Source organism: Bradyrhizobium sp. URHD0069 (genome assembly GCF_000701345.1).
GTDB lineage: Bacteria > Pseudomonadota > Alphaproteobacteria > Rhizobiales > Xanthobacteraceae > Bradyrhizobium.
This window is the reverse complement of record NZ_JNIJ01000029.1, coordinates 64,582-90,669: the sequence shown is the minus strand read 5'-3', so window position 1 is coordinate 90,669 and position 26,088 is coordinate 64,582. Positions and strand designations below refer to the sequence as shown.

The 26,088-nt window shown below is 62.5% G+C and carries 25 protein-coding genes; 13 read left to right on the top strand and 12 right to left on the bottom strand.

Annotated elements, in window-relative coordinates; translation table 11 throughout:
* Positions 1 to 496: 496 nt before the first annotated feature.
* On the bottom strand, positions 497 to 1,942 hold the full coding sequence (locus N554_RS0118750; RefSeq protein WP_029584872.1) for a helix-turn-helix domain-containing protein: 1,446 nt from the start codon (positions 1,940 to 1,942) through the stop codon (positions 497 to 499).
* A 266-nt stretch (positions 1,943 to 2,208) separates the two neighbouring features.
* On the opposite strand from N554_RS0118750, the gene aceA reads away from it, so the two are divergent.
* The 3 genes from aceA to N554_RS0118735 all read left to right on the top strand — a co-directional run bounded on the left by aceA (position 2,209) and on the right by N554_RS0118735 (position 4,516).
* Complete coding sequence (gene aceA, locus N554_RS0118745; RefSeq protein WP_029584871.1) at positions 2,209 to 3,516, top strand: isocitrate lyase; 1,308 nt, start codon at positions 2,209 to 2,211, stop codon at positions 3,514 to 3,516.
* Positions 3,517 to 3,526: 10 nt separating this feature from the next.
* The gene (locus N554_RS0118740) at positions 3,527 to 3,736 is read left to right on the top strand and encodes a DUF4170 domain-containing protein (RefSeq protein WP_029584870.1); all 210 of its coding nucleotides are present in this window, start codon (positions 3,527 to 3,529) and stop codon (positions 3,734 to 3,736) included.
* 222 nt (positions 3,737 to 3,958) lie between these two features.
* Positions 3,959 to 4,516 (top strand): hypothetical protein, encoded by a 558-nt coding sequence (locus N554_RS0118735; protein ID WP_029584869.1) that lies wholly within the window; start codon positions 3,959 to 3,961, stop codon positions 4,514 to 4,516.
* A 2-nt stretch (positions 4,517 to 4,518) separates the two neighbouring features.
* On the opposite strand, the gene N554_RS0118730 is transcribed toward N554_RS0118735, so the two are convergent.
* The gene (locus tag N554_RS0118730) at positions 4,519 to 5,409 is read right to left on the bottom strand and encodes a metallophosphoesterase family protein (protein WP_029584868.1); all 891 of its coding nucleotides are present in this window, start codon (positions 5,407 to 5,409) and stop codon (positions 4,519 to 4,521) included.
* A gap of 148 nt (positions 5,410 to 5,557) precedes the next feature.
* On the opposite strand from N554_RS0118730, the gene N554_RS0118725 reads away from it, so the two are divergent.
* The 4 genes from N554_RS0118725 (at position 5,558) to N554_RS0118710 (ending at position 8,829) form a co-directional block, all read left to right on the top strand.
* A complete protein-coding gene (locus N554_RS0118725) occupies positions 5,558 to 6,043 on the top strand; it encodes an NUDIX domain-containing protein (protein ID WP_029584867.1) in 486 nt (161 codons plus the stop codon).
* A gap of 78 nt (positions 6,044 to 6,121) precedes the next feature.
* A complete protein-coding gene (locus N554_RS0118720) occupies positions 6,122 to 7,270 on the top strand; it encodes a hypothetical protein (RefSeq protein WP_036053546.1) in 1,149 nt (382 codons plus the stop codon).
* Positions 7,271 to 7,310: 40 nt separating this feature from the next.
* Positions 7,311 to 8,249, top strand: coding sequence for a glycosyltransferase family 2 protein (locus tag N554_RS0118715; protein WP_029584865.1), 939 nt, complete (start codon positions 7,311 to 7,313; stop codon positions 8,247 to 8,249).
* A 67-nt stretch (positions 8,250 to 8,316) separates the two neighbouring features.
* Positions 8,317 to 8,829 (top strand): GNAT family N-acetyltransferase, encoded by a 513-nt coding sequence (locus tag N554_RS0118710; RefSeq protein ID WP_029584864.1) that lies wholly within the window; start codon positions 8,317 to 8,319, stop codon positions 8,827 to 8,829.
* A 136-nt stretch (positions 8,830 to 8,965) separates the two neighbouring features.
* On the opposite strand, the gene N554_RS0118705 is transcribed toward N554_RS0118710, so the two are convergent.
* From N554_RS0118705 to N554_RS0118680, 6 genes are all read right to left on the bottom strand, one after another.
* On the bottom strand, positions 8,966 to 11,320 hold the full coding sequence (locus N554_RS0118705; RefSeq protein WP_029584863.1) for a TonB-dependent receptor: 2,355 nt from the start codon (positions 11,318 to 11,320) through the stop codon (positions 8,966 to 8,968).
* A gap of 156 nt (positions 11,321 to 11,476) precedes the next feature.
* Positions 11,477 to 11,893, bottom strand: a complete 417-nt coding sequence (locus N554_RS0118700) for a DUF2946 family protein (RefSeq protein ID WP_029584862.1) — start codon at positions 11,891 to 11,893, stop codon at positions 11,477 to 11,479.
* Positions 11,894 to 12,055: 162 nt separating this feature from the next.
* Positions 12,056 to 14,119 (bottom strand): membrane protein, encoded by a 2,064-nt coding sequence (locus N554_RS0118695; RefSeq protein ID WP_029584861.1) that lies wholly within the window; start codon positions 14,117 to 14,119, stop codon positions 12,056 to 12,058.
* A gap of 9 nt (positions 14,120 to 14,128) precedes the next feature.
* Positions 14,129 to 16,936 (bottom strand): DUF4159 domain-containing protein, encoded by a 2,808-nt coding sequence (locus N554_RS0118690; protein ID WP_029584860.1) that lies wholly within the window; start codon positions 16,934 to 16,936, stop codon positions 14,129 to 14,131.
* Entirely contained in the window at positions 16,936 to 17,880 is a 945-nt protein-coding gene (locus N554_RS0118685; RefSeq protein ID WP_029584859.1) for a DUF58 domain-containing protein, read from the bottom strand. The genes N554_RS0118690 and N554_RS0118685 overlap by 1 nt, the downstream gene beginning before the upstream one ends.
* Positions 17,880 to 18,884: an AAA family ATPase gene (locus tag N554_RS0118680; RefSeq protein ID WP_029584858.1), complete on the bottom strand. Its 1,005-nt coding sequence runs from the start codon at positions 18,882 to 18,884 to the stop codon at positions 17,880 to 17,882. Before N554_RS0118680 ends, N554_RS0118685 begins: the two co-directional genes overlap by 1 nt.
* A 284-nt stretch (positions 18,885 to 19,168) precedes the next feature.
* Between N554_RS0118680 and N554_RS0118675 the strand changes: the two genes are divergently transcribed.
* The 5 genes from N554_RS0118675 to N554_RS0118655 are packed head-to-tail and all read left to right on the top strand — an operon-like array spanning position 19,169 to position 22,722.
* Positions 19,169 to 19,780 (top strand): DUF1285 domain-containing protein, encoded by a 612-nt coding sequence (locus N554_RS0118675; RefSeq protein ID WP_029584857.1) that lies wholly within the window; start codon positions 19,169 to 19,171, stop codon positions 19,778 to 19,780.
* An 8-nt stretch (positions 19,781 to 19,788) separates the two neighbouring features.
* Positions 19,789 to 20,448 carry a CoA pyrophosphatase gene (locus tag N554_RS0118670; RefSeq protein ID WP_371259503.1) on the top strand — a complete coding sequence of 220 codons (660 nt, stop codon included), beginning with the start codon at positions 19,789 to 19,791 and terminating at the stop codon, positions 20,446 to 20,448.
* On the top strand, positions 20,445 to 20,708 hold the full coding sequence (locus tag N554_RS0118665; protein ID WP_029584855.1) for a DUF6111 family protein: 264 nt from the start codon (positions 20,445 to 20,447) through the stop codon (positions 20,706 to 20,708). Before N554_RS0118670 ends, N554_RS0118665 begins: the two co-directional genes overlap by 4 nt.
* Positions 20,705 to 21,961 (top strand): CCA tRNA nucleotidyltransferase, encoded by a 1,257-nt coding sequence (locus tag N554_RS0118660; protein WP_029584854.1) that lies wholly within the window; start codon positions 20,705 to 20,707, stop codon positions 21,959 to 21,961. Before N554_RS0118665 ends, N554_RS0118660 begins: the two co-directional genes overlap by 4 nt.
* Positions 21,958 to 22,722 carry a TSUP family transporter gene (locus N554_RS0118655; protein ID WP_029584853.1) on the top strand — a complete coding sequence of 255 codons (765 nt, stop codon included), beginning with the start codon at positions 21,958 to 21,960 and terminating at the stop codon, positions 22,720 to 22,722. Before N554_RS0118660 ends, N554_RS0118655 begins: the two co-directional genes overlap by 4 nt.
* 96 nt (positions 22,723 to 22,818) lie before the next feature.
* On the opposite strand, the gene hemF is transcribed toward N554_RS0118655, so the two are convergent.
* The 4 genes from hemF to N554_RS0118635 form a co-directional block, all read right to left on the bottom strand.
* The gene (hemF, locus tag N554_RS0118650) at positions 22,819 to 23,706 is read right to left on the bottom strand and encodes an oxygen-dependent coproporphyrinogen oxidase (protein WP_029584852.1); all 888 of its coding nucleotides are present in this window, start codon (positions 23,704 to 23,706) and stop codon (positions 22,819 to 22,821) included.
* Between the two features lie 70 nt (positions 23,707 to 23,776).
* Positions 23,777 to 24,142 (bottom strand): 6-pyruvoyl trahydropterin synthase family protein, encoded by a 366-nt coding sequence (locus N554_RS0118645; protein WP_029584851.1) that lies wholly within the window; start codon positions 24,140 to 24,142, stop codon positions 23,777 to 23,779.
* A 15-nt stretch (positions 24,143 to 24,157) separates the two neighbouring features.
* The gene (gene queE / locus N554_RS0118640; RefSeq protein WP_029584850.1) at positions 24,158 to 24,790 is read right to left on the bottom strand and encodes a 7-carboxy-7-deazaguanine synthase; all 633 of its coding nucleotides are present in this window, start codon (positions 24,788 to 24,790) and stop codon (positions 24,158 to 24,160) included.
* A 13-nt stretch (positions 24,791 to 24,803) separates the two neighbouring features.
* Positions 24,804 to 25,259: a tRNA (cytidine(34)-2'-O)-methyltransferase gene (locus N554_RS0118635; protein ID WP_029584849.1), complete on the bottom strand. Its 456-nt coding sequence runs from the start codon at positions 25,257 to 25,259 to the stop codon at positions 24,804 to 24,806.
* Positions 25,260 to 25,536: 277 nt separating this feature from the next.
* Between N554_RS0118635 and petA the strand changes: the two genes are divergently transcribed.
* On the top strand, positions 25,537 to 26,067 hold the full coding sequence (gene petA / locus N554_RS0118625) for a ubiquinol-cytochrome c reductase iron-sulfur subunit (RefSeq protein ID WP_029584847.1): 531 nt from the start codon (positions 25,537 to 25,539) through the stop codon (positions 26,065 to 26,067).
* Positions 26,068 to 26,088 lie beyond the last annotated feature (21 nt).

Below are 26,088 nucleotides of genomic sequence, written 5' to 3'. Positions count from 1 at the left end.
CCGTTGCTGGTGTCAAGTCGGCGGAGGTTTTCGTTGGCCCAACCGGGTCTCGCAAAACCTTCAATCCGCCGACGACGGTGACAAGACGAATTCGTCGCCGGGGAGAGCACGATATAAGCCGTTAAAACCATTGCGTGCGGGAATGCCGGGTGTTCCGGTGACCTGCGGTGACTACCGTGTGCTTACTACCATTGCACACGGGCTGCGGGTGCACCGTGCACCCGGCATTCCCCACGCCCTCTGTTTTCCAGGGCGAAAAATTCCAGCACGACTCGGGCGCATCGCGCCGCGGGATCACGATCGCGCATCTGGGTACGAATGCGCCATGTTACAATGTCGTCCCCGCGCACGCGGGGACCCATAACCACCTTGGTCTATTGGAGCGGAAGCCGTTAGCCACTGTGCCAAAACGCGAGGCCGCGGCGTATGGGTCCCCGCGTGCGCGGGGACGACATTGAACGAAGGGTTTTCGGCCACGGCACGCCGCTCACAGCCCTCACAACTCCCGTGCATTGCTGAACGCGAACGAGGACACGCGGCGGGTGTTCTCGTCGAGGATCAAGGTGCGGGTGATCGGCGGCTCGGCGCGCTGGCTGCAATTCTCGCGTTCGCAGAGCCGGCAGTTGACGCCGATCGGCGTGCCCTCGGTTTTTTCCAGATCCATTCCGGCGGCGTAGACCAGCCGAGACGCATGGCGAATTTCGCAACCGAGCCCGATGGCAAAACGCGGTTGCGGTTGCGGATGCGGCGCCACCGGCCGGCGCACCATCTGCGCGATCGAGAAATAGCGGTTGCCGTCGGGCAGTTCGATCACCTGCTTGAGCAGGCGGTCCGGCGTGTCGAAGGTCGAATGCACGTTCCACAACGGGCAGGTGCCGCCGAATTTCGAAAACGGGAATGTGCCCGAGGAGAATCGCTTGGAAACATTGCCGGCATTGTCGACGCGCAGCATGAAGAACGGAATGCCGCGCGCATTGGGCCGTTGCAGCGTGGTCAGGCGATGGCAGACCTGTTCGAAGCCGGCATTGAAACGTTGCGCCAGCACGTGGACATCGTAGCTCAGCGTTTCCGCGGCACTATGAAAAGCCTGATAGGGCATCATGACAGCGGCCGCGAAGTAATTCGCCAGCGTAATCCGGTAGAGCCGACGCGGCGTATCATCGAGCGGCCCCGCACGATTTACGATCGTGTCAAAACTGCCGCTGCATTCGGTAATGCCGATCTGGAAGGCGAGCTGGAAGGTGCGGCCGGGTCCGTCGACCAGCTCCGAGATCAGCAATTGCCGGCGATGGCGATCGAACCGCCGCAACGTCTCGCGCATCACCTCGACCGGCATGATCCGGGTGACGATCGAATGCCGTTCGCGCAGACGCGTAGAGAGCGCGGCGAACAGCTCCTCCGACGACACGTTCAATTCGTCGCGGAGATTTTCCGCCGCCTGTTCGAGTTCGGGGAAATAATTGCGATTGGCCTCGATCAGGTCGCGGATGCGCTCGATCGGATTGGCTTCGAATCTGGAGCCCTCGTCGCGGTCGGCCATTTGGGCTGCGACCAGCGTCTCGCCGCGGCGGGCTTCGGTGTAGGCCGCGTACAGCCGTTGCAATGAATGAGTCACACCGGGGCACAATTCCGCGAGATCGCGCAGTTCCTGCTTCGGCAGGTCGATCTGCCGGAACAGCGGATCGGAAAAGATCTCGTTCAGTTCGGCGAAGAACCGGTCCTCGTCGGCGGTGGCGAGATCGCGCAGATCGAGATCATAGGCTTCCGCCAGGCGGAGCAGAATCTGCGCCGTCACCGGCCGCTGATTGCGCTCGATCAGGTTGATATAGCTAGGCGAAATGCCGAGACCCTCGGCGATCTGGGTTTGCGACAGCCCCAATTGCTGGCGGATGCGCCGGAAGCGCGGGCCGACAAACAGCTTCTTCGCGGAATCCCCGGCCATGGCAGCCTCGCTGACTGGAGTCCGTTTCTGATGCAATCAGACCCGGGCTTCCATTCTCTTGCTTTGACGTGTTTTCCAGCGCGAGCCGCTTCGCCTGAAAAAACCGTTTTGTGACAAAAATGACAAAATGACATCTATGACATGTTCAGATGTTACATGACATCATCATTAGGAAGCAAGCGGTCTGTACGAATTAGAGAGTTTAGCGTTTAGCTCTCTCCACGCATTTCGCAATGCACTGTCACGAATGTCGATTGGAGAACGAGATGGCGAAGACCTTTGAACAGCTGGTTCCCGCGCCCGCAGGGCGTTTTGATGGCATCAGCCGTCCCTATACCCCGGCCGAGGTGGAGAAGCTGCGCGGCTCGGTGCCGATCGCTTATACGCTGGCCGAGAAGGGTGCCAATCGGCTTTGGAACGCGCTGAAGACCGAGCCCTATGTCAATTCGCTGGGCGCGGTGACCGGCAACCAGGCGATGCAGCAGGCGCGCGCCGGGCTTCCCGCGATCTATCTGTCGGGCTGGCAGGTTGCTGCCGACGCAAACACCGCGGGCGCGATGTATCCCGACCAGAGCCTCTATCCGGCCAATGCCGGCCCGGAACTGTGCCGCCGGATCAACCGCACCTTCCAGCGCGCCGACCAGATCGAGCACTCCGAAGGCGGCGCCAAGATCGACTGGTTCGTGCCTATTGTCGCCGACGCGGAAGCCGGCTTCGGCGGCCCCTTGAATTCGTTCGAAATCATGAAGGCCTATGTCGAGGCGGGCGCGGCCGGCGTTCACTTCGAGGACCAGCTCGCGTCGGAAAAAAAGTGCGGCCACATGGGCGGCAAGGTGCTGATCCCGACCGCGGCGCATGAGCGCAACCTGATCGCGGCGCGGCTTGCTGCCGATGTCTGCGGCACGCCGACCTTCGTGCTGGCGCGCACCGACGCCGAGAGCGCCAAGCTGATCACGTTCGACGTGGACGAGCGCGACCGCGAGTTCATTACCGGCGAGCGCACCGCGGAAGGCTTCTTCCGCCTCAAGCCCGGCACCGGTCTCGCGCATTGCATCAAGCGCGGCATCGCGTTCGCGAAGTATGCCGACTTGCTGTGGTGGGAAACCTCGACCCCTAACCTCGAAGAGGCGAAAGAATTCGCCGAGGCGGTGCACAAGGTCTATCCGAACAAGATGCTGGCCTACAATTGTTCGCCGTCGTTCAATTGGGAAGCCAACATCGACAAGGCGACGATCGCCAAGTTCCAGCGCGAAATCGGCGCGATGGGCTACAAGTTCCAGTTTGTCACGCTGGCGGGTTTCCACTCGCTCAACCACGGCATGTTCGAACTGGCGCGCGGCTACAAGGCCGAAGGCATGGCGGCTTATTCGCGCCTGCAGCAGGCCGAGTTCGCCTCGGAGAAGCACGGCTATTCGGCAACGCGCCATCAGCGCGAAGTCGGCACCGGCTACTTCGATCTGGTGTCGACCACCATCACCGGCGGCACCTCGTCGACCACGGCGCTTCACGACTCCACCGAAGCCGCGCAGTTCAAGGCGCACGGTTCGGACATCCGCGTTCAGGCTGCTGAGTAAGGAGGCTATCATGACACAGGGCAGTAATTTCTGGGTGATTGGCGGTGAGTTCGGTTCGATGAACTTCCACAAGCTCGTGGAAGGTTCGGCCCAGGTCAGGGGCCCGTTCAAGACCCGCAAGGAAGCGGAAGATTGCTGGCGCGAGGTCTCGGAAGAGAACCGCCACCGCGGCAGCGTACGCTTCTCGATCGTGGAAGAGCCCCAACGCGTGCCGGCCTGACAGCCCGACAGTTAGACAAGAAACGGCCAAGGACGGGCGCGGCCTCATCCGGTGATCCGGGTGGGGCCGCTCCGCGTCTCTCCTCCCGATTGCGGCGAGAAGCGGGGTGGGCGCCGCGGCAAATTCTGGAGGGCTAAGCCCTTGGGAACACGGCCTTTGCGGACAGTACGGTTACTGATAAGTTAAGGGGGTTCAACCCCGTCAGGACAAGGGCCGCAAGGGATGTCAGACGCGCAAAGTACCGGAAGCAGTGCCGTCAGTGAGACCCGTCCTTCACGCTTGCGCGACGCTTTGCGGCAGGCGCGGATCGAGGCTGCCGATCGCACCGGCGTCGTCGTCGACCTGCGCGATGCCGAAGTGGCCCGACTCGAAATTCTCAACGAGGCCCTCGACCCGCTGTTCGCGCAAGTCCCGGAGCAGATCGATCTGTTCGATCGCGGCATCAGCCAGGGCGATACGCCGCGGCTGTGGATCGACGTCGTTGCCCATGTTCTGATGGGCCGCGACAAGCGCAGCTATCGTTTTGTGCAGGATACCCGGTTCGGCCGGATCGTGATCGCCGAATCCCACGACGTCAGCGCGATTGTCGACGCCGTCACCGATTATGTCGCCCGCCGCATGATCGAGCGCGAACACGCGCTGGTGGCGACGCCCGCGCCGGCGCCGGTCGTCGTCGAGAAGCCGCGCCGCAGCCGCTTCTGGATCTTCGCGCTCGGCTTCGTTCTCGGCGCGGCCGCGTTATTCGGCCTGGCGCTGTTTGAGGCCTTGCGCAATTTCTGAGGTTACATCAGCCGTATCTGCTGCAATTGCTGGACGCGCCGCGCATCGTCGATGCCTCGTATGGTCTGCTCGCACCGCCACGCGGCGCCATCGCGCTCGATCGAAAACAGATTATAGGCGGCCCCGGGATAGCGGCCATGCGCGATCGCCGACGCCGACGGCACGCCGATCGCGGGTATCGAGCCCTTCGGTCCATCGAGCCATATCGTTGAGTGAACGTGGTCATGCCCGTGCAGGATCAGCTCCACGCCGTATTGGCTTAGAAGCGCGAGCAGGCTGGAGGAATCGGTCAACCGTTTGGCGCGCGAATCCGAACGCAGCGGGTGATGGATCAGCAGCACCCGAAACGCCTGCTCGGCGGGTAGCCCCGCCAATATGCGCTCGAGCGCGTCCAGCTGAACGCGTCCAAGCCGTCCGGTCGCCATCAAAGGCGGCGTCGGGACTGCCGATGACAGGCTGATCAGCGCCAGCGGGCCGCGCCGGCGCAGCGACGGAAACATGACGCCGCCGCCGGGTGGATCGTCGCCATCCAGATAATTTCCCCACGCCTCCCTGAAATGGTGCCGGGTAATCCGAACATAGGCGTCGTGATTGCCGGGGGTCACCGTGACACGATCCGGTGCACCGACGCTCTCCAGCCATGCCCGCGCCGGGGCAAATTCGGCTTCGAGCGCCAGGTTGACGAGATCGCCTGTAATGGCGACGTGATCCGGCGCTTGCGCCTGCATATCCGACACCAGTGCGTCAAGCACGTCGCGGCGATGGAATTTGTGGCGGTTGCGCGTCCAATTGAGATAGCCGAGCGCACGCTTGCCGGCGAGATCGCGAAGTCGCGCCACGGGCAGGGGCGGAAGATGCGGATCGGACAGGTGCGCCAGCGTGAATGCCGCCATCACACAGATCCAATCGGGTGGCCTGCTGGAGTGAGCCACTGCACGATCATCTCATGATATCCTGTGAAACTTCCGAATGTAATGGCAAGCTCGCTGCCGCGACGCAAGGATCAAACACGATGTCTGGATATCCGGGAATTGGCTGGCGATGAACCTGCAAAGCCTGCGAAGGAGGTTTGAACCGGCGCTGCGGCGGCTTCTGCATTTCTATTGGCGTTTCGCCCGCGGCATGACGCTCGGCGTCCGCGCCGTGGTGCTGGATGGCGAGAACCGGGTGTTTCTGGTCGAGCATAGCTACCTCACCGGTTGGTACTTGCCAGGCGGGGGCGTCGAAGTCGGCGAAACATTGCTTGACGCGCTGCGACGCGAGCTGGCGGAAGAGGGACGAATTGAGCTCTCGGGCGAGCCGGTCCTGCACGGCCTGTTCCTCAACAGCCACGTTTCCCGTCGGGATCACGTCGCGGTCTATCTGATCAGGCATTTCCGCCAGGATCGCCTGCCCGAGCCGAACCATGAGATCGTCGCCTGTGGCTTCTTTGACGCCGCAGCGCTGCCGGCGGGGACGACCAAGGGTACGCGCCTGCGGATATCAGAAGTGCTCGAAGACAAGGCGCCAATTGCGACCTGGCGTTAAGCGTCGCTACTTGTGCCCACATCTAAAACAAGGAAGATTGTCCTGATCGCGTGGTTCAATCGGGTGCGACGGAAGAAGATGAAGTATTTGAAGGTTCTTTGCTGCGTCGGATTTTTCGTGGTTCTGGTCAGCAACGTTTTATCGATATCGGCTTGGAATGAAATCCGGGGGGTTTACGACGATATCTGTTATCTGCGGCAGGCTCATCTTTTCCAGAAATTTGGCTTTAGTGATTTGGACACAAACGTCGCCCGGGATGACGATGACTACCTGTCCGAAAAATTGAAAGAGATAGGCTATCCGGACTGGAACGATACCAGCAAGGCTCCCTGCCACCCCTTAATGCCGGCCACGAACAAATTCGTGCTGCAATATCCGCCCGGTACCGGCTTTGTGCTGGCGCTGTTTCCGCAAGGCTTTCAGGTGATTCCGCTGTATGCACTAACTTCGGTGGTAGCCTTTGGCTTTGCGCTTCTCGCAACCGTTTACGCGTCCACCGTACTTTCCCTGCTTCTCGTGGCTGCCTTTGGGGACGCAGCAATCTACCTGATGATCAATCCGACCAAGGCGAGCTATTCGATGGCGCCGACGATGATGGTTTGTGCGCTCGCCGGTTTTCTGACCGCGAAACTCTTTGTTGGTGAAGGGCGGGTAAACCGGCTTCTTCTGACCGCACTGATTGGCCTTCTGATCGGTCTGGCGGTCAATTTCAGGCTGGCAAATCTGTTTCTCTCCGCTGGATATTTCTTGTTCTTTTTTGTTTCGTTCCTGTTGTCTCGAAACAGAGAAACCTTGCAGCAAGGCATGCTATTCGCGGCGGCGTTCCTGATCGGAATCGTGCCGACGCTGCTGGCGAACGCGATCAATGCAGGAAGCGCGTTCTCGACAACCTATGGAGGCGCTGATGTCGTTCCACCGGAGTTGAACTCAGGCGTGCTTTGGGCCTACTTCGCCGACCCGCAATTTGTCTTGCTTGTCATCGCGGGTGTATGGGCCGCTCTGATATTGCGCTTGCGCCGGTTAGGCGGCGTGACGCAGGTTGCACTCGTCGTCGCAGGGAATCTTGTGGTGAATTCGATTTTCTTTATGACTCATCCTATCTTCACTCCTTACTATACGATTCCCGTCGCAATGCTTTCGCTTTGGACTTTGCTGTTTGCAACTTTAAATTCGCATCGAGAGACCATCGACGATAGCCTTGCCTTTCGCCAACCGATAAAAGCTTGAGCAATGCCATGACAGGCTTGATTCGGCGGGCGGGCCGGCAATGACACCATCATCGATGCGGATTGCGGTTCTGGTGCCGTGCTTCAATGAGGAAGCCGCGGTTGCGACCGTCGTCGCCGATTTTCGCAAAGCGCTGCCGTCGGCCGAAATCTTCGTCTATGACAACAATTCCTCGGATCGCACCATTGCAGTCGCGCGCGAGGCCGGCGCGCAAGTGCGTAGCGAGGGCCGCCAGGGCAAAGGTCATGTGGTCCGGCGCATGTTCGCCGATATCGAAGCCGATATTTATGTGCTGGTCGACGGCGATGCGACCTACGAGGCCGCCAGCGCACCCCGGATGATCGATGCGCTGTTGACCGACCGTCTCGACATGGTGGTGGGCTTTCGGGTCGATCAGGCCGAGACCGCCTATCGGCGCGGCCATCGCACCGGAAACTGGATGCTGACCAGCTTTCTCTCGTCGGTGTTCGGTCAGGCGTTTAGGGATATTCTGTCCGGCTATCGCGTGTTCTCGCGGCGTTTCGTCAAGTCCTTTCCGGTGCTGTCGGATGGCTTCGAGATCGAGACCGAGTTAAGCGTCCACGCGCTTGAACTGGCGTTACCGGTCGCCGAGATCGAAACGCCTTATTACGCCCGGCCGGCGGGATCGTTCAGCAAGCTCAATACCTGGCGCGACGGCTTTCGGATTCTCGGTACCATCCTGAAACTCTACCGGTCGGAAAAGCCGTTGCGGTTTTTCACGGCCATCGGAATTTTCCTGATGCTGGTCTCGGTCGGCTTCGCTGTACCCATCATCATCACCTATCTCGAGGAAGGCATCGTTCCTCGTCTGCCCACCGCAATTCTGTCGATGGGCCTGATGATTTTGGCGGTGCTGTCGGGGTCATCGGGACTGGTGCTCGACACGGTGACGCGCGGACGCCGCGAGATGAAGCTGCTGGCCTATTTGTCTCAAGCCCCCCTGAACAACAACTTATGAGGTTGCAGGCTGGCCAAGGCCGGGGCGATGGACCGCGCCTTCGCCAAATGCTATCCCGCGTCCATCCATGAGCGACCTTTCTCTCACAATATTGGCCGAAACCGCCAACGACGCCCAGGCGATCGAACGGCTGCACGAGCGTACCTTCGGGCCCGGCCGCTTCGTGTTGAGCGCCTATCGGCTTCGTGAGCACGTCGATCACCTGCTCGATCTGTCGTTCACGGCCTGGATCGGCACGCTGCTGGTTGGGTCCGTGCGCCAATTGCCGATCTGCATTGGCGATACCAAGGCGTTGCTGTTAGGCCCGCTGACGATCGAGCCGCCGTTTCGCGGCCGCGGCGTCGGCCGCGCGCTGCTGGATCGCGCGCTGAGGGATGCCAAAGCCGGGGGACATCGCCTGGTGCTGCTGGTCGGCGACGAGGCCTATTACAGCCGCGTCGGCTTCAAGGCCGTTCCGAAGGGAAGGGCCACCATGCCGGGACCGGTCGACTACAGCCGCCTGCTGGTGGCCGAGCTCGTCGACGGCGCGTTTACGAATGTGTCCGGAGCGATCCGCCCGGACTGGAGCATGGCCAAGTAGAACTCGCATCGACGCAGCGGCGGCGGTTCACCTCTCCCGGTTTGCGGGGAGCACCTGTAGCCCCGTTGGCTCCATTTGAGCTGCGCGCTGTACTTCTTCTCCCTCTCCTCGCGAGCGGGGAGAGGAAGGCTATTTTCTAGAATTTCAGATTGGCAAACGCCCGGACGCCGATACCCGGCAGCAGCACCTCGTCTTTGTTGTAGGAGGCGGAATTGCGGATATTCTCATTCAACAGATTGTTGCCGACGATGCCGACGAACATTTCGCGCGCCCCGAAATATGCGGGATCCAGCTTGGTCTTGTAGCTGATCTCTGCCTTCAGGAGATTATAGCCCGCGGTCGGCGTTTCGCCGATGACAGCGATGTCATTCTGGGCGAAGGCATGCAGATAGTTGATGCGCGCCAGCCAATTCGCATCGCGCCAGAACACGCCGCCCCCGGCGCGCACCGGCGGAATCCGCGGAACGTTGGTGCCATCGGTGAAGGTGGCGCGGACGACATCGAACTGATTCTCAATGCCCCATATGCCGCCGTAAAATTGTCCGATATCGAGCTGGCTCTGAAACTCGCCGCCGCGGAAGGTGGCATCCCGCTGCGAATACACCGCCTGCTTAAGTTCGGCGTCGGGGACGCCGCAGGAAGCGAAATCCTCACCGCACATCACCCCGGTGAGCCGCCGAAAGATAAAATTGTTGAAGCGGGTGTAGTAGGCGGTTGCTTCGAAGCGCAGTGGCCCGTTGGCCCTGCGCAATCCGATTTCGACCGATTTGGCGGTTTCGATCGCCAAATTCGGATTGCCGATATCGAATGTCGCCGTCGCGTCGTGCGGGCCGCGAGAGAACAATTCTGCGGGCTTCGGGGCGCGTTCAACATACTGGGCGGTGATGCTGGCGACGAGATCGCCGGGAAGGTTCTGGATCAGCCCAACGCTGCCGCTCTTCGGCGTGAAGGACGGATTTCGCGCGGTGCTGAATTGCGGATTTGCGTCGGGCAGAAAGTCCGCCGGAAAATCGGGTGTCGAACCGTGCAGGTCGACGTGCTCGATGCGGCCGGCGATCTGGGCCTTGGTCGTGTCCGTAAATTTGAATTCGTTAAAGACGTAGCCTGCAACCCGGTTGTTGTTGTTGGGATTAAAGAGCCCATTGAACAGAGCGCCTGGATCGTCCGGGCTCGGGGCGGTCAGTTCCTGATGCCCGGCCTGTAGGCCAAGGGCCGTCGTCACCGTCGCAAACCGCGCGTTGAACGGCATCAACTGCACTTCGACGCGGCCTTCTTGTTCTTTGTTGGTAAAGGTCTGCCGCACGCCCAGCGTCGTCGGATCGGCCGGATCCTCAAGGCCAATCTCGTTGTGCCTGTAGTCGGTAGCGCCGGCCCAGAAGCGGATGGCATCGATCGCCGCCGAGTCGGGCCGATACTCGCCTTTGGCGGTGATTTTGGTCTGATGCGCGTCGATCCGGGTCCGGTGATCGGCGCCATCGATGCCGGGGATATGATAGAGCGAATCGTTCTGTGTGATGGCGGCGCCGATGAAGCCGCCGTCGAAGATATACGAGCCACCGATCGAGGCGCCGGACGCCTGCATCGCCGAATTCGGCTGCCGGCCGTTGACCGGCCGGGTCTGGTCGAACAGATAAGGATAGCCGGGAATGCTGTAGTCGCCGGCCTTGCGGCCATAGGCATCGGCATGAAACGCGAAATTGCCGCCGCCGGCATCGAGCAGGATGCCGCCATCGACACCGCGGTCGACGGAGCTCACTGCCGTTCGCGTTTCAACCGTTACGCAGGACGGCGACTGTACAGTCGCGAGCGGCGCCTTCGCCGGCAGCCCGTAGGTCTGGAACGGTGCGGCCGCGCATGAAGGCAAGGCGTCCGGAATCCGATTGTTGGTCGCGCTCACGACGCCGCCGATAGATGTCGATCCGTACCGCATCGCCGCCGGACCACGGATGACTTCGACCTGGTTCGTCGCCAGTGGATCGACCGGCACAAAATGGTCTTCGCCGAGATCGGAGGCGCCGCCAGCGTTGACACCATTTTCGACGATGCCGACCCGATTGACGTCGAGACCCCGAATGATCGGCCGGCTCGCAGCGCCCGGAGCAAAGGTGGAGCCAGTAATGCCGGGCTTGGAAAACAGGAGGTCGCCGAGCTGGGCAGTGCCCTCGCGGCGAATTTCCTCGTTCGGTACCACGGTCACCGTCGCAAATTGATCGGTCACGATCGGCAGCACACCCTGCTGAGGCGCGGCGGCGACCGGCGCTGGTTGCGCCGGCGGCGTCGGCGCGCGGCCGGGAGCGGCGCGGGAAACACGCGCCGGCGTTCGTGCCGGAACAACGTTTCGCCTCACGATCGGGCTTGGCGAGGTCACCGTGATCTGGGGAAGCTGCGCGGAAGGAGCGGCGTCCTGAGACATTGCGCCGCTGCTCATTCCGCACAGCAGCGAGCAACTTGCAGCACTGATTTTGAGAGTACGTCTTGCAACAAATATCATCATTCCGATCCTGAAAAGCCTTGGCCGGATTCGTCTCTGTCAAGCCAACGAATTCGGAAGCGCTTGCCGTCGACGTGCGACGGACCGATTCAACTTATCCCGGTTGACCAGCCGCACATGGCGCGGCGATCGTCAGGGATCATCAAGCTATCGATGTCAGGAGACGGGGGGAGCGCGAGGCTGAAATGCGACTCGGGCGGAGTTCAGGTGAATGAACTCGGCGGCGGTGGTCAGGTGTAAAATTTCGATTGCCTGCGGCAACAGCAACAGGGGCGCTGTCGCGAACAACACCGTGTTCGCCAGCGCAATAACGGCGCAGATCGCGCAATCGTTGCTCCGTTGCTGGTGGTCGGAATCGTGACTGGTCGGAGGCTGCTGAACGGATTGGCTGGCCGCGTCGGCTGCGGGCAGGCCACCGGCGTAAGCAACGGCCGATAGCGCTTCGCCGGATTGAATAGCCGGCGCCGCCTGCGCGGCTCCATGGAAATGCCCAAACGAAAGCACCAGCTGGGCAACCAACGCAAAAAGCGCGAGCCGCGAGCCATGCCTGATGTTCGATCGAAACCACTTCATGCCGATAGGCGCCCTGCGTCGGGAGCCAAGTCATCTCGGCCGCCCCAACGTTATAATATAACATCAGGGATCGCTGCGGGCTGTCAACCGCAGCGCATACGCGTGCGGGATGAATTCGGAGCGTCTGTGTTATATGGGCAACGCTGGCGACACGAGCCGCGATCAGCGCCCCTCGCGCAGCCAGGTGGCAGCGAACGCCCCAAGCAAGAGCAGCAAGCCGATCAGACCGGCGAACAGCGGCAGCACCCCGACGCCTTTGACGACGCTCGCATCGCGCATCTTCACGCCCATCCAGCCGTCGCCGTAAAATACGCTGCTTGCACGAACCGGCCCGACGCGTGGAAGCTCGACGCTGGAGCCGTCCGCAAGGCGCCGTGCGTCGCCGCCGGTAGCTTGCGTCAGCGGCTTCAGCATTTCGGTCGTAGAGGTGACTTCCGAAAACTCCTTCGGATTGGTCGGGCCGACATTGATCAGGGCTTTCAGCGTGCCATCGGTTGCCTGCCACAGGCCGAGTTCATTCGCAGGGATCGTCGCGCGCCATGTCCCGGGTTCGCCGGCGCTCAACGTCAGTTCGCGAGTGGCGCCCGCCGGCGAAGTCACCGTCACCGGCGCGACGCTGTCGGCCATGGTCTGGCGCAGCACCACGAGATCGTGGCCCTGGACCTGCAAGCGCAGCGCTTCTTCGTCGAGGTCAGGCTGCTTCATCAGCCAATGCGACGTTCGCCGCAGCAGGTCGAGATGCGGCCCGCCGCCCTCATAGCCGCGCGCCCACAGCCAGATATGATCCGACAGAAGCAATGCGACGCGGCCCTCGCCAAATCGCGACAGCAGCAAAAGCGGCTTGCCGTCGGCCCCGGTCATGACAGGCGGGGTCGTTGCATTACGGGTTTCTACGGTACGAAAGAACCGGCTCCAATGCGGCGGTTCGCTGCCTGAGCCTTCCAGGCCGCGCGTCACCGGATGGCGTTTGCCGATATCGCTCAAGTGCGCGTAATACGGCTTCTCGGTGACTCCGACCGGCTCGGCCGGCAGCACCGAATCCAGCGGTGTGCGCCAGATGCTGGTGGTGGAAGCGTAGTCGGGACCTGCCGAGACCAGCACCGCGCCGCCGCCGCGGACATAGCGCGCGATGTTGTCGAAATAGGCGATCGGCAGCACGCCCTGGCGGGCGTAGCGGTCGAAGATAATCAACTGGAATTCGTTGATCTTCTGCTGGAACAGTTCGCGGGTCGGAAAGGCGATCAGGCTGAGTTCGTTGATCGGCGTGCCGTCCTGCTTCTCGGGCGGACGCAAAATCGTGAAATGCACGAGATCGACGCTGGCGTCGGATTTCAGCAAGTTGCGCCAGGTGCGTTCGCCGGAATGCGGCTCGCCGGAGACCAATAGCACCCGCAATTTGTCGCGCACCCCGTCGATCGCAACCACCGCGCGGTTGTTGACCAGCGTCAGCTCATTTTCGAGCGGAGACGCTTCGATCTCGACGATGTTCGGCCCGGCGTGCTTGATATCGATGTCGACGCTGGCGGTCTGGCCGCTCAGCAGGGTACGTTCGTTGATCACTTCGCCGTCGCGGCGCACCACGACCTTGGCGCGACCACCGCTGACGCCTTGATCGTCCAGCCGGTAGGTGATGGTCTGGGGCTGTCCGACGATGCCGAAACGGGGTGCTGCGGAAATCGCGATGCGGCGGTCGCGTTCGTTCTTGCGTCCGGTGATAAGGGCATGGACCGGGGCCTGAAATCCAAGCGCGGCCGCGTTCGCAGGAATGTCGTGCACCCGCCCGTCGGTGATCAGAAATGCGCCGGCGACGCGATCGATCTGGACGTCTGACAGCACTGAGGACAGCGCGCCGAACAGTCTGGTGCCATCGGTTTCGCCGTCGGCCTGGCCGGCTTCGACCACCCGCACCTCCAGCCCCTTGATCTTCTTGAGGCTGGCGACCAGCGCCTCCTGCGCCTCGCGGGTTTCGCGGGTGCGCTCGCCGAAATTCTGGCTGGGGCTCTTGTCGATCACCACTGCGGCCACCGACGACAATGGCTCGCGGTCCTCGCGGGTAAACGATGGATTGGCCAGCGCCAACAGAATAAGCGCCAGTGCCGCGACGCGCACCGCAGCGCCGCGTGCCCGGCCTAGCAGCAGCAACGCAGCGATCACGACGATGGCGCCAACCGCGAGCCAAAGCACCAGCGTGGGGACGAGCGGCGTAAACGCGATGCCATACTGCATGTCGTTACCCTATTGTCCCAAGCGCTCGATCAGCGCCGGCGCGTGCACCTGGTCGGCCTTGTAGTTTCCGGTCAGCGTATACATCACGATGTTGACGCCGGCGCGGAACGCGAATTCGCGCTGCCGCGGCTCACCCGGCGTCAGCGGCAGCATGGGCTGGCCGTCCGGGCGTATCGCCCAGGCGCCGGCCAGATCGTTGGAGGTGATGATGATCGGCGAGACGCCGTCTCCGCCGCGCGCCGGCCGTGATGCGGCCTCGTCGTCCTCTTCGCGCGGCAAGGTCTCTACCCAGGTCTGGCCGGTGTTGAATCTCCCGGGAAAATCGCGCAGCAGGTAGAACGTCTTGGTCAGCACGTGTTCGCGCGGCACCGGTTCAAGTTCGGGAACGTCCAGCGAGGACAAAATATTGCGCAACGCCAGCATGCCAGGCGTCTGCGATGCGCCGCCATCCCCCGGCGGTGCCTCGATGGCATCGCGGGTATCGAATATCACCGTGCCGCCCTGTTTCATGTAGGCGTCGATGCGATTGATGGCGTCTTGCGGCGGCTTCGCTGCTCCGGGCATCACCGGCCAGTAGATCAGCGGGAAAAACGCCAGTTCGTCGTGCGCAGGATCGACGCCGACGGGATCGCCGGCCTCCAGCGCCGTGCGCTGCGCGAGAAACAAGGTCAGTCCGGACATGCCCGCTTTGACGATAGAATCCACGTCGGCATTACCGGTGACGACATAAGCCAGCCTGGTTTGCGAGACCGCCTTGATTGCGAAATCGTCGTTGTTCTGGGCACGGGACGGCTGTGGCGCGGCCAATAGGGTGGACAACAGAAACGCGAACGCCAATGCAGCCGGAGCCGCGCGTCGTCTCAGTAGCGCTGCGAGGCCGCCGCCGAGCAGCGCAACCACGATCGCGTCGATCAGGAACAACGCCAAGGACGACGACAGCAGGATTCCGCGCAAGTCCCGCGGTTCGGCATTGGTGTAGCTGGCATATCGCGCTCGCAACGCAGAGGTATCGAGCGGGGCGATGCGGTCCGCGGCCGCCAGTGCATTCACCGCGATCGGACCGTCGGCGGGGCCATAGAATCCGGGCGGGTGATCGACGGTCGCACGGTCGCGGAAGTCTGCGGGCATCGGCTTTGCGGTCGAGGGCGGCGGTCCGAACGCCCCGAAACCATCGAGCGTGCGCAGCGGCGCCACCGTTTCCTTTTGCGCTTCGCCCGCAACACCCGCGCCCGGGGTGGACGTGTAGCCCGACATGTCGACGATCCGCCTGAGCATCTCGACGAAGCTGCCGGACATCGGCAGATCGGACCAGCGCATATCGCCGCTGACATGAAACAGGCTTACCAAACCCTTGCCGCGATGTTCGCCGGTTACCAGCGGCGTGCCATCCTCCAGCGAGGCCCAGCTTTTCGTCGCCAGCGTCGCATCCGGTTCGGCGAGCACCTGCCGGCTGACGGTGATGTCCTTTGGCACCGCGAGGCCGGCGAACGGACCGTCCGCAGCGAACGATGCCAGATGCTGCGGCTTTTCCCAGGTGAGACTGCCGCCGAGGCTGCGTCCGCCGCGGCGCAGCTTCACCGGCACAAGGTCGTCATCGGCTTGCGCCAGACGCGGGCCGGCGAAACGCACCAGCACGCCGCCTTGCTCGATCCACGTGGCCAGGCGCTCGCGAATTTCGGGCGACAGCGCGCCGACATCCGCGAGCACGATCATCGGCAGCTTCTGGTCGAGAAATTGAGTGATCGCCTGTTGTGGCGCGCCGCGATCGCCCAATCTCACATCGGCGAACGGCGCCAGCGCGCGGGTGAGATAGAACGTCGATGCCAGCAGCGGCTGCGCGGTATCGCTGGTCGATCCGCTGACGATGCCGATTGCGCGCCGCCGCCATCGCTTGTCGAGCAGCTGCACCGCGCCGGCAGATCGTTCGCCTGATATTTCAAGCCGTGCGATATCGTTGCGCAACTCGACCGGAAGATCGAACGCTGCTTCGGTCTCGCGGTCCTGCGGCGCAAAGGCGTACCGGGCCTCGCCGATCGGTGAACCCTTCGGATCGATCGCGCGCACCGTTCCGGCGGCAATGCCGCCATTGGCTCGCAGCACCTTCACCGTCATCTTCGCCGCGGCATTTTCTGCTGCAGCCAACGCCAGTGGCGGTGGGGTGCCGCCTTCAAAAATCGTCAACGCACGATCCCCGATGGTTTTGCCTAAGCCTCCGAGGAACTCTGCTCCGCGCCCGGTATCGACGCCATCCGACAGCCAGGCGATCTCGCAATTGCCGGTCGCCTTGAGGAAGCGCTCGATCGAGGGCAGGGTTTCAACCCGCTCGATCGAATAGGGCTTGGGCGCAAGCTGGCGCAGTGCCACCCGCGCGGTGCCCGCCGGCATCAATGTGATGTCACGTGCAGGCTCGGACAGCGGAACGAGAGCCACGCCGCGCCGGTCGCTGTCGGCATTGGCAATCAATTCGTCCGCGGCCTTGATCCTGCTGTCCCAGCTCGCGGCCGCGCTCCAGCCGTCGTCGAGCAGAATCACAAGCGGCGCACTCGTGCCGGCAAGACCGGTTTGCGGATTCCAGATCGGCCCCGCAGCCGCCAAAATCACCAGTGCAGCAGCCAACAGGCGCAGAGCCGTCAGCCACCATGGCGTACGCGACGGGGTTTCTTCCTTCGGCGCAATGTCGAACAACAGCCGCGTCGGCGGGAATTCAATGCGCCGCGGCCGCGGCGGCATCACCCGCAACAGCCACCACAGCGCCGGCAGGCTCAACAAGCCCAGCAGCAAAAATGGTTCTGCGAAACTGAGAGGGAGCCCGGCGATCATGCGCTTCGCCCCGCTTTGACGGTCGCGGTGCGCGTGCTTCCCTTGTTCGCCATCATGCCCGAGTGCAGAAACAGCAGCAGTTCCGCGGCTGAGCGGCTCGTGGTGTGGGTCGAGAACAGCCAGTCGAGCTTGTTGGTCTCAGCGCGAATCTCCTCGCGATGCAGTGCGACGCGCGCAACATAGTCGGTGGCCCATTTTTCCGCGCGGCCCGCGGTGATCACGCTGCCGGCTTCCGGTTCGACGAACTCGATACGGCCGGAATAGGGGAAACTCTCTTCAGCGGGATCGACGATCTGCACCAGCGTGCCGTGCGCACCGGATGCCGACAATCCGGCAAGCATGGCTCTGATTTCGCTCATCGGCGACCAAAAATCCGACAACACCACAATCTCGGCCAGCGCCGACGGCACAAAGGAGGGCGGCAGGCTCAGGCGGTCCGCCTCGTCGTGCAGCATCGACTGCGCCATCTTGTCGATGACGCTGCTGCTCGCGGTAGGACTCATCAGGCCCGGAATGCCGACACGCTCGCCGCCCGCGACCAAGAGCTCGGCGAGCGCAAACGTCACGATCAAGCCGCGTTCCAACTTGCTGTCGCGCGCCTGTCGTGATGCGAACGCCATCGACGGCGAACGGTCCGGCCACAGCCACACGGTGTGCGCGGCTTCCCATTCCTGCTCGCGAACATAAAGATGATCGTCGCGCGCCGAGCGTCGCCAGTCGACATTCTGCGACGGCTCGCCCGAAACGAAGCGGCGGTACTGCCAAAAGCTTTCGCCGGGGCCGGCCCGCCGCCGTCCATGCAGGCCGTGAGTGACGTTGGCGGCGATGCGGCGAGCTTCAAGCACCAGGCGCGGCAGCGATGCGGCGAGCGTACGGCTTTCGCCATCGGCGCGTCGGATTGCTGTGATCTCCCTGCCTGCGTGCTTGGTTTCTGCGGCCATCAACCGATCCGCGTCTTCAGTTGCCGGATCACGTCGGGGATGGTGCGGCCTTCGGCCCGGGCAGAAAACGTCAGCGCCATGCGGTGCTTGAGAACCGGCTCGGCCAGATCGAGCACGTCATCGATCGAGGGCGCGAGACGACCGTCGAGCAACGCGCGGGCGCGAACTGCGAGCATCAGCGACTGGCTGGCGCGCGGACCCGGGCCCCAGGCGATCAGCTTGCCGGCCTCGCCGCCTTCCTCTCCGGGGCGCGCGGAGCGTACCAGCGAGAGGATCGCTTCGACGACGGAATCGCCGACCGGCAGGCGCCGCACCAGCCGTTGCGCGGTGATGAGGATGTCCGCGGTCATGGAGGCCTTGGCGAGCGTCTCTTCGGCACCCGTGGTTTCGAACAGGATGCGCCGCTCGGCGTCGCGATCCGGATAATCGACGTCGATCTCCATGAGAAAGCGGTCGAGCTGCGCCTCCGGCAGTGGGTAGGTGCCCTCCTGCTCCAGCGGATTTTGCGTCGCCAGCACATGAAACGGCTTGGGCAGGTCGTGACGCGCGCCTGCAACCGTGATGTGCTGTTCCTGCATGGCCTGCAACAGCGCCGACTGGGTGCGCGGGCTGGCGCGGTTGATTTCGTCGGCCATCAACAGCTGCGCGAACACCGGTCCGGAGATGAAACGGAACGACCGTTTTCCGGAATTGCTCTCGTCCAGCACCTCGGCGCCCAGAATATCCGATGGCATCAGGTCGGGCGTGAACTGGATGCGTTTGGCGTCCAGCCCCAGCGTGGTGCCGAGGGTTTCGACCAGCTTGGTCTTGGCAAGGCCGGGTACGCCGATCAGAAGCGCGTGACCGCCCGAGAGGATCGTCACCAAGGTGTTTTCGATGACCCGGTCCTGGCCGAAGATGACGGTTGAAATCGCATCTTTCGCCGCGCGGATTTGACCGGCGACCTGTTCGGCCGAGCGGACGATCACGTCTTCGAGTTTTTCGACACTGTCTGTGCCAGCCATGCCCTTCTCCTTAATTAATCCGCTCTTGCCTTCAAACGCCGCCGATTGGTCGTCATGCCATGAACCTCATGCTAAACTTACGCGAAGGTCATGCATTCGCTGAATTAAACTATCCCCACATTATCGGCATTTCGGGGTATGGGGGTATGAACCGCATCACGATGTGGCGACCTGCCCCCCGATTTCACCCGAGGAACTCGCTCAGGACACACATCGGAAGACTTGCACCAGGGAAGACGTGCACCAATCGTGCCAAATCGAGGCAATCAGGCTCAGGTCAAACAATGGCGAAGCAAGGGCAGACCACCAACCGGGGACTCGAAGGACTGACGGCTGCTGCCACCGACGCTGCAAAGGCCAACCCGGCCGCAAAGGGCCTGCCTCCGGTGCATTTGTGGAATCCGCCGTTCTGCGGCGATCTCGACATGCGAATCGCGGGCGACGGCACGTGGTTTTACATGGGAACGCCAATCGGCCGGCCTGCGCTGGTGCGACTGTTTTCGACGATTCTCAAGCGCGAGGACGGCAAGCACTTTCTCGTGACACCGGTAGAGAAGGTCGGTATCCGCGTCGACGATGCGCCGTTTCTTGCGGTCGAGATGCTCAAGGAAAGCGGAAATCAAGGCCGGCTGCTGCGTTTCCGAACCAATGTGGATGACTGGGTGGCTTGCGATTCCTCCCACCGCTTGCGATTCGAGGCGGCCGCCGACGGAGGCCTCACGCCCTATCTCCATGTCCGCGCCGACCTGTGGGCCAAGGTCACCCGCGCGCTTTACTACGATCTGGTTGACATCGGTGAGGAGCGAGTGGTCGATGGTCGCGCCATGTTCGGCGTAGCATCAGGGGGCGAATTTTTTGCGATGGCCGACGCGGAGCAGGTGAGGGGCGCGCTTTGAACGAGCCGATGCTGAAGACGGAACCCGCAGCGATCAGTTCGGCAGAGTTTTTCGACCGGAGCCGCGCGCGGCTGGATTTCGACGTTCCGCGAGGCCTGATCGACCCCAACATCATTCCGCGGAGCGGCGATCAGGGCACCGATCGCATGCTGGAGATCATCGCACGCGAACAGCCGGTTCGGCCCGCGGCGGTGTTGATCCCGGTGGTGGATCATCCGCAGCCGACCGTGCTGTTGACGCAGCGCGCCGCCCATCTCAACGATCATGCCGGCCAGATTGCGTTTCCTGGCGGCAAGATCGATGCGACCGACGCCTCACCGCTGGAGACCGCGTTACGCGAGGCCGAGGAAGAGATCGGCCTGAGCCGCGAATTCATCGATCCGATCGGCTATCTCGATCTCTACGGAACCGGCTTTGGATTTCGCATCCTGCCGACGGTTGCGCGGGTAAAACCCGGCTTCAAGCTGCGCATCAATGCGTCCGAAGTAGACGATGCGTTCGAGGTGCCCCTGGCGTTCCTGATGGACCCCGTGAACCATCAGGTGCACAGCAAGGAATTCCGCGGCATGGAGCGCTCGTACTATGCGATGCCGTTCGCGGAACGTTATATCTGGGGCGCGACCGCGGGAATTCTGCGTGTCCTGTATGAGCGGATCTGTCTGCCATGATCCGTCCGGTCCTCACGGAGATCGGAATTTTCCTGATCCCGTTCGCGGTCTATGCATTGTTTTTGATCGCGACACGTTCAGGGCTATTGGTGCAGTCGTCGTGGCCGGCGCATATCCTCGCCAAACTGGTGCTCGGTGCATTGCTGCTGGTGGCGCTCAGTTTTGTTTTGCTTGCGCATTTCTCCGGCGCGCCGCCGGATTCGACCTACATTCCCGCGCATATCGAGGACGGCAGGTTGGTTCGCGGAGCTGAGAAATGAGTAACCTGCGCGTGCTCGATGACGCGCCCTGGCTCAAATCCGGTCCGCCCGCCCGCGTGCTTAAGCTGCTGAACGGCGACGGCGAGGAAGCGCGCGTGGTGGGCGGCGCGGTCCGCAACGCGCTATTGAAGATTCCGATCGGCGACATCGATATCGCGACCACCGCCTTGCCCGATGAGGTGATCCGCCGCGCAGACGCGGCCGGCATCAAGAGCGTACCGACCGGCATTGATCACGGCACGGTGACGCTCGTGGTCAATCGGCAGCCGTTTGAGGTCACCACCCTGCGCGAGGATACCGAGACGTTTGGCCGCAAGGCCAAGGTGGCGTTCGGCCGCGACTGGGTCGGCGATGCACAGCGTCGCGACTTCACGATCAACGGTCTGTCGGTTGACGCCGAGGGCGTGGTCCACGATCACGTCGGCGGGCTTGACGATATCTCGGCAAAACGCGTGCGCTTTATCGGCGACCCGGACCGGCGGATCGCCGAGGACTATCTGCGGATTCTCAGGTTTTTCCGTATTCACGCAGCCTTCGGCGCGGGCGAACCCGATCGCGCCGGGTACCTCGCCTGCATCCGTGCACGCGGCGGCATTGTGAGCCTTTCCGCCGAACGCGTGCGGATGGAAATGCTGAAGCTGATGACGGCGGACGGCGCCGCCTGTGCGATCACGGCGATGGAGGATGGCGGATTGCTGCTGTCGATCTTCGGCAGTGTCGCCTATACCGGACCCCTGAAGGCGATGATATCGGCGGAGCGCTTGCTTGGGTTGAAGCCGGACGCGGTTCGCCGTCTCGGCGCGCTCGTCGTCGCCGTCACCGAGGACGCCAGGCGAGTTGGGGTGCGCTTGCGGCTCACCAATGCCGAAACCAAGGCGCTCGACTCCATGGGCGATGGCTGGTGGTGGCTTGCCGGCATGGACGAGGCGGCCGCGCGGCGATGGCTCTATCGGCTTGGCGAGGATCGCTACCGCGACCGTCTGCTGCTCGCCTGGGCGCGGGCGGGAGAGGGGACAGATGCCGCGCATTGGCGAGAGCTTGCCACGCTGCCGGCGCGCTGGACGCCGCCGAAATTTCCGCTGAAAGCGGCCGATTTCATCGGGCGCGGAATTGGCGAAGGCCCGGCGCTCGGGCAGGTGCTCGCGTTGGCGGAAGACGCGTGGCTGGCGGCGGATTTCCCACTGGATGAGCCTGCGCTTAAAGCCATCGCAGACCAAACCGCGGCCCGCTTCATCCGCAACCATCGGCTGTGAGTATCATTTCCGGCTTTGTCGATATCTCGCTGGCTCAACTCCTGCTGGTTGGATGCGTCGCGCTGTTTGCCTCTATCATCGGCGGCCTGGCCGGCTACGGCACCGGCGCGTTGATGCCGCTGGTTCTTGTGCCCTTGATCGGCGCCGAGCCGGTGGTGCCGATCATCGCCATCTCCTCGATCTTCACCAATCTCAGCCGCTTCGCGGCCTATCTGCGTTATGCCGACCGGCGCCGCGCGCTGATCGTGATCCTGGCTGCCGCATTGACGACCGCGCTCGGCGCTTACGGCTATACCCGGCTGACAAATGCCGGCGCGGCGCTGGTGATCGGCACCATGCTGATATCAAGTGTGCCGCTGCGCCGTTTGCTCAGACGCCTCGACATCAAAATCGGCGACAGCGGGCTCGCCGCTGGCGCGGTGGGTTACGGCCTCGTGGTTGGCGGCACGTCGGGTTCGGGCGTTATCCTGCTGTCCCTGCTGATGGCGACCGGCCTCGAAGGCGCGGCCGTGATCGCCACCGATGCGGTAATCTCGGTCGCTACCAGCATCATCAAGATTTCCGTGTTCGGATTGGCCGGCGTCGTCACCGCCCAGGTGCTCGCTTTCGCCCTTCTGATCGGTGCCATGGCAATACCCGGGGCATTTCTAGCCAAAGCCTTCGTCGAGCGCATGCCGGTGCATATTCACACCGCGATTCTCGATGCCGCCGTGGTCGCGGGCGGTGTGGTCATGATTTCTTCGTCATTGCGAGGAGTGTAGCGACCAAGCAATCAATTTCCGTTTTGATGGATTGCTTCGCGGAGCCCGCCATCGGGCGCGTATTCGCGCGACCCGTTGGCACGCAATGACCAAAACCTACGGCCACTTCACTTCCGGCGGCATCGACGACAGGATGGCATCCACATTGCCTCCGGTCTTCAATCCGAAGATGGTGCCGCGATCGTAGAGCAGGTTGAATTCGACGTAGCGTCCGCGCCGGATCAACTGCTCCTCGCGATCAGCCGCGATCCACGGCGTGCCAAAATTGCGCCTGACAAGTTCGGGATAAATTTTCAGAAGCGCGCGGCCGACGTCTTGGGTGAAGGCGAGGTCGGCGTCCCAATCGCCGCTGTCGTGCCAGTCGTAAAAAATACCGCCGATGCCGCGCGCCTCCTTGCGGTGCGGCAGATAGAAATATTCGTCGCACCATCTCTTGTATTTTTCATAATTCGCGATCGCGGCGTGAGCATCGCAGGCCGCCTTCATCGCCTGATGGAATGCAACCGTATCGGGATCTTCCTGCGTGCGTCGCCTGTCGAGCACCGGCGTCAGATCGGCGCCGCCGCCGAACCACGCTTTGGTGGTGACGACGAAGCGGGTGTTCATATGGATGGCCGGCACATTCGGATTGCGCATATGCGCGATCAGCGAAATGCCTGACGCCCAGAAGTGCGGATCCTCGTCAGCACCCGGTATTTGCGCGCGGAATTCCGGCGCGAATTCGCCGTGCACGGTCGAGCAATGCACGCCGACCTTTTCGAACAGTCGTCCGCGCATCACCGACATCAGGCCGCCGCCACCGGGCTCACCCGTATGATCGGTACGATCCCAGGCCGTGCGCGCGAAACGTCCCGCGTCCCCAGGATAGAGAGATGGCGGCGCATCGTCTTCAAGTTTTTCGAAGGCTAAGCAGATATCGTCGCGCAACGCTTCGAACCAGGTCCGCGCGCGCGCCTTGCGATCGTCGATCACGGACATGTCCATTTGCGCTGTTGCCTTGTCGTCTTTACGCGTTTTCTTCACGCGAACCGGGGCCCACTTTGCTTGAAAATGCTCAGCCCTCCGGGCCGAAATAGGTGCAGCTCTCATTGCAGCTGTCGCGGTGAACGCTTACCCGCGTAATCCGGCCGGCGTGCTGAACGCGCTCCCAGATGAAACGCGAAAGGTTTTCCAGCGTCGGCGGTCCAAGAGCCTCGACCTTGTTGAGCAGCTTGTGATCGAGCGTCTTCTGCACATCCGCCATGCTTTGCTGGAGAAGACCCAGATCGAGCACCATCCCTGTCGCGGGATCGGGCGTGCCGCGGACGGTGACCTCGGCGCGGAACGAATGGCCGTGGATTTCCTCGCTAGCCGCACCGAGCGTCGTCCCCGGCAGCGCATGCGCGGCCTCGAACCGGAACGATTTCGTCAATTCCCACATCTTGAAATTCAACCTCTATCGGATACCGAGTGTTTTGTGCGTCTGCAGGCTGAGCCGCCATTGCGGATGGTGCAGACAGTAGTCCACCGCGCGCGCGGTGTTTTCGATCACGTCCGGTCCGTCCATCGGCTGCAACGAAAACCGTTCGAACTCGAGATCGACAAAGGCCTCGGGCTCGGCACCGGCCTGCGGGTAAATCAGCTTGAGCTCATGACCTTGCCGTATCACGAGGTCCGCGCCGGCTTTGGGGCTGACGCAAATCCAGTCCACGCCGTCGGGTGGATCGATCGTGCCATTGGTCTCGATGCCGATCTCGAAGCCTCGCGCATGCAGGGCATCGATCAGCGCCGCATCCACCTGCAGCAGCGGCTCGCCGCCGGTCAAGACCGCATAGCGGTTTGCATTCGCCCCCGCCCATTGCGCGGCGACGGTATCCGCAAGCTCCGCGGCCGAAGCGTAGCGGCCGCCCAGCGTTCCGTCGGTTCCGGCAAAATCGGTGTCGCAAAACTGGCACGTCGCGGTGGCGCGGTCCTGCTCGCGGCCGCTCCAGAGATTGCAGCCGGCGAAACGGCAAAATACCGCCGCGCGGCCGGCGTGCGCGCCTTCGCCCTGCAGGGTCAGAAAGATTTCCTTGACCGCGTAACTCAACCGCATCGTCTCCTTAAATTGCGGACCCGGTTTGCCGCAGCGCCTCACCTAATGCCATCGCCGCCGCCATGGCGACATTGAGCGAGCGCAGGCCAGACTTGATCGGGATCACCAGTCGCGCGTCGGCCGCGGCGACGACGGCTTCGGGCACGCCTGCGGATTCTCTTCCAAACAACAGGATGTCGGCCGCGGTATAGCGATAATCAAGATAGGAGCTGGCCCCCTTGGTCGTGAACAGGATCAGCCGATAACCCTTGTCGTTACGCCATTGCTCGAATTTTGGCCACGAGTCGTGACGCATAATGGTTACCTGGTCGAGATAATCCATGCCGGCCCGACGGAAATGCCGGTCGGACACCGGAAAGCCGGCGGGCTCGATGATATGGGCTGTCACATCGAGGCACGCGCAGAGACGAAGAATCGTCCCGGTGTTCTGGGGGATGTCCGGCTGAAAAAGCGCAATCTGCATTCGGTAACCGCCCTTGGGTCCTCCATCAAATGTCTGAATAAATCATCGCTTTGCGCGGAATGAGCGCATTGCACGCTGACCAGCCGATAGCGGGCTTGCGCTCTTCCGGCAAGGGTGCCAATAGAACGATTCTGGAATGCTTGTTCCTGCTGGATTGGCTGGGAAAAGTGGTCTTTCTGCCGCCGCGGGGGTCGCGGGCGCCGGCAGCCTCCCTTGCTTCGTTTATGCGTTGCCTGGGGCGGTTCCACCGGCTGCAGATGAGAAAGGGTTTGGAATCGTGACGACAGCGTCTTCGGCGGATCATCCAACGCGCCGTGATTTCCTTTTTGTTGCTACGGGGGCCGCCGCTGCGGTCGGCGGAGCGGCCACGCTCTGGCCGTTCGTTTCCCAGATGAATCCGGACGCGTCGACGATTGCGGCGGGCGCGCCGATTGAAGTCGATCTGACGCCGATCGCCGAAGGCCAGGACATCAAGGTATTCTGGCGCGGCAAGCCGATCTACATCAGCCATCGCACCAAGAAGCAGATCGACGAGGCCCGCAGCGTGCCCGTCTCGAGCCTGCCCGATCCGCAAACCGACCAGGCCCGGGTCAAGCCCGGCCATGACCAGTGGCTCGTCGTGGTCGGCATCTGCACCCATCTCGGCTGCATCCCGATCGCCCATGAGGGCAATTACGACGGCTTCTTCTGCCCCTGCCACGGCTCGCAATACGATACATCGGGTCGTATTCGCCAGGGACCAGCCCCGACTAACCTGGCGGTGCCGCCGTATCAATTCGTTTCCGATAGCAAAATCCAGATCGGCTGAGTCTCGGATCGATATCCCTGA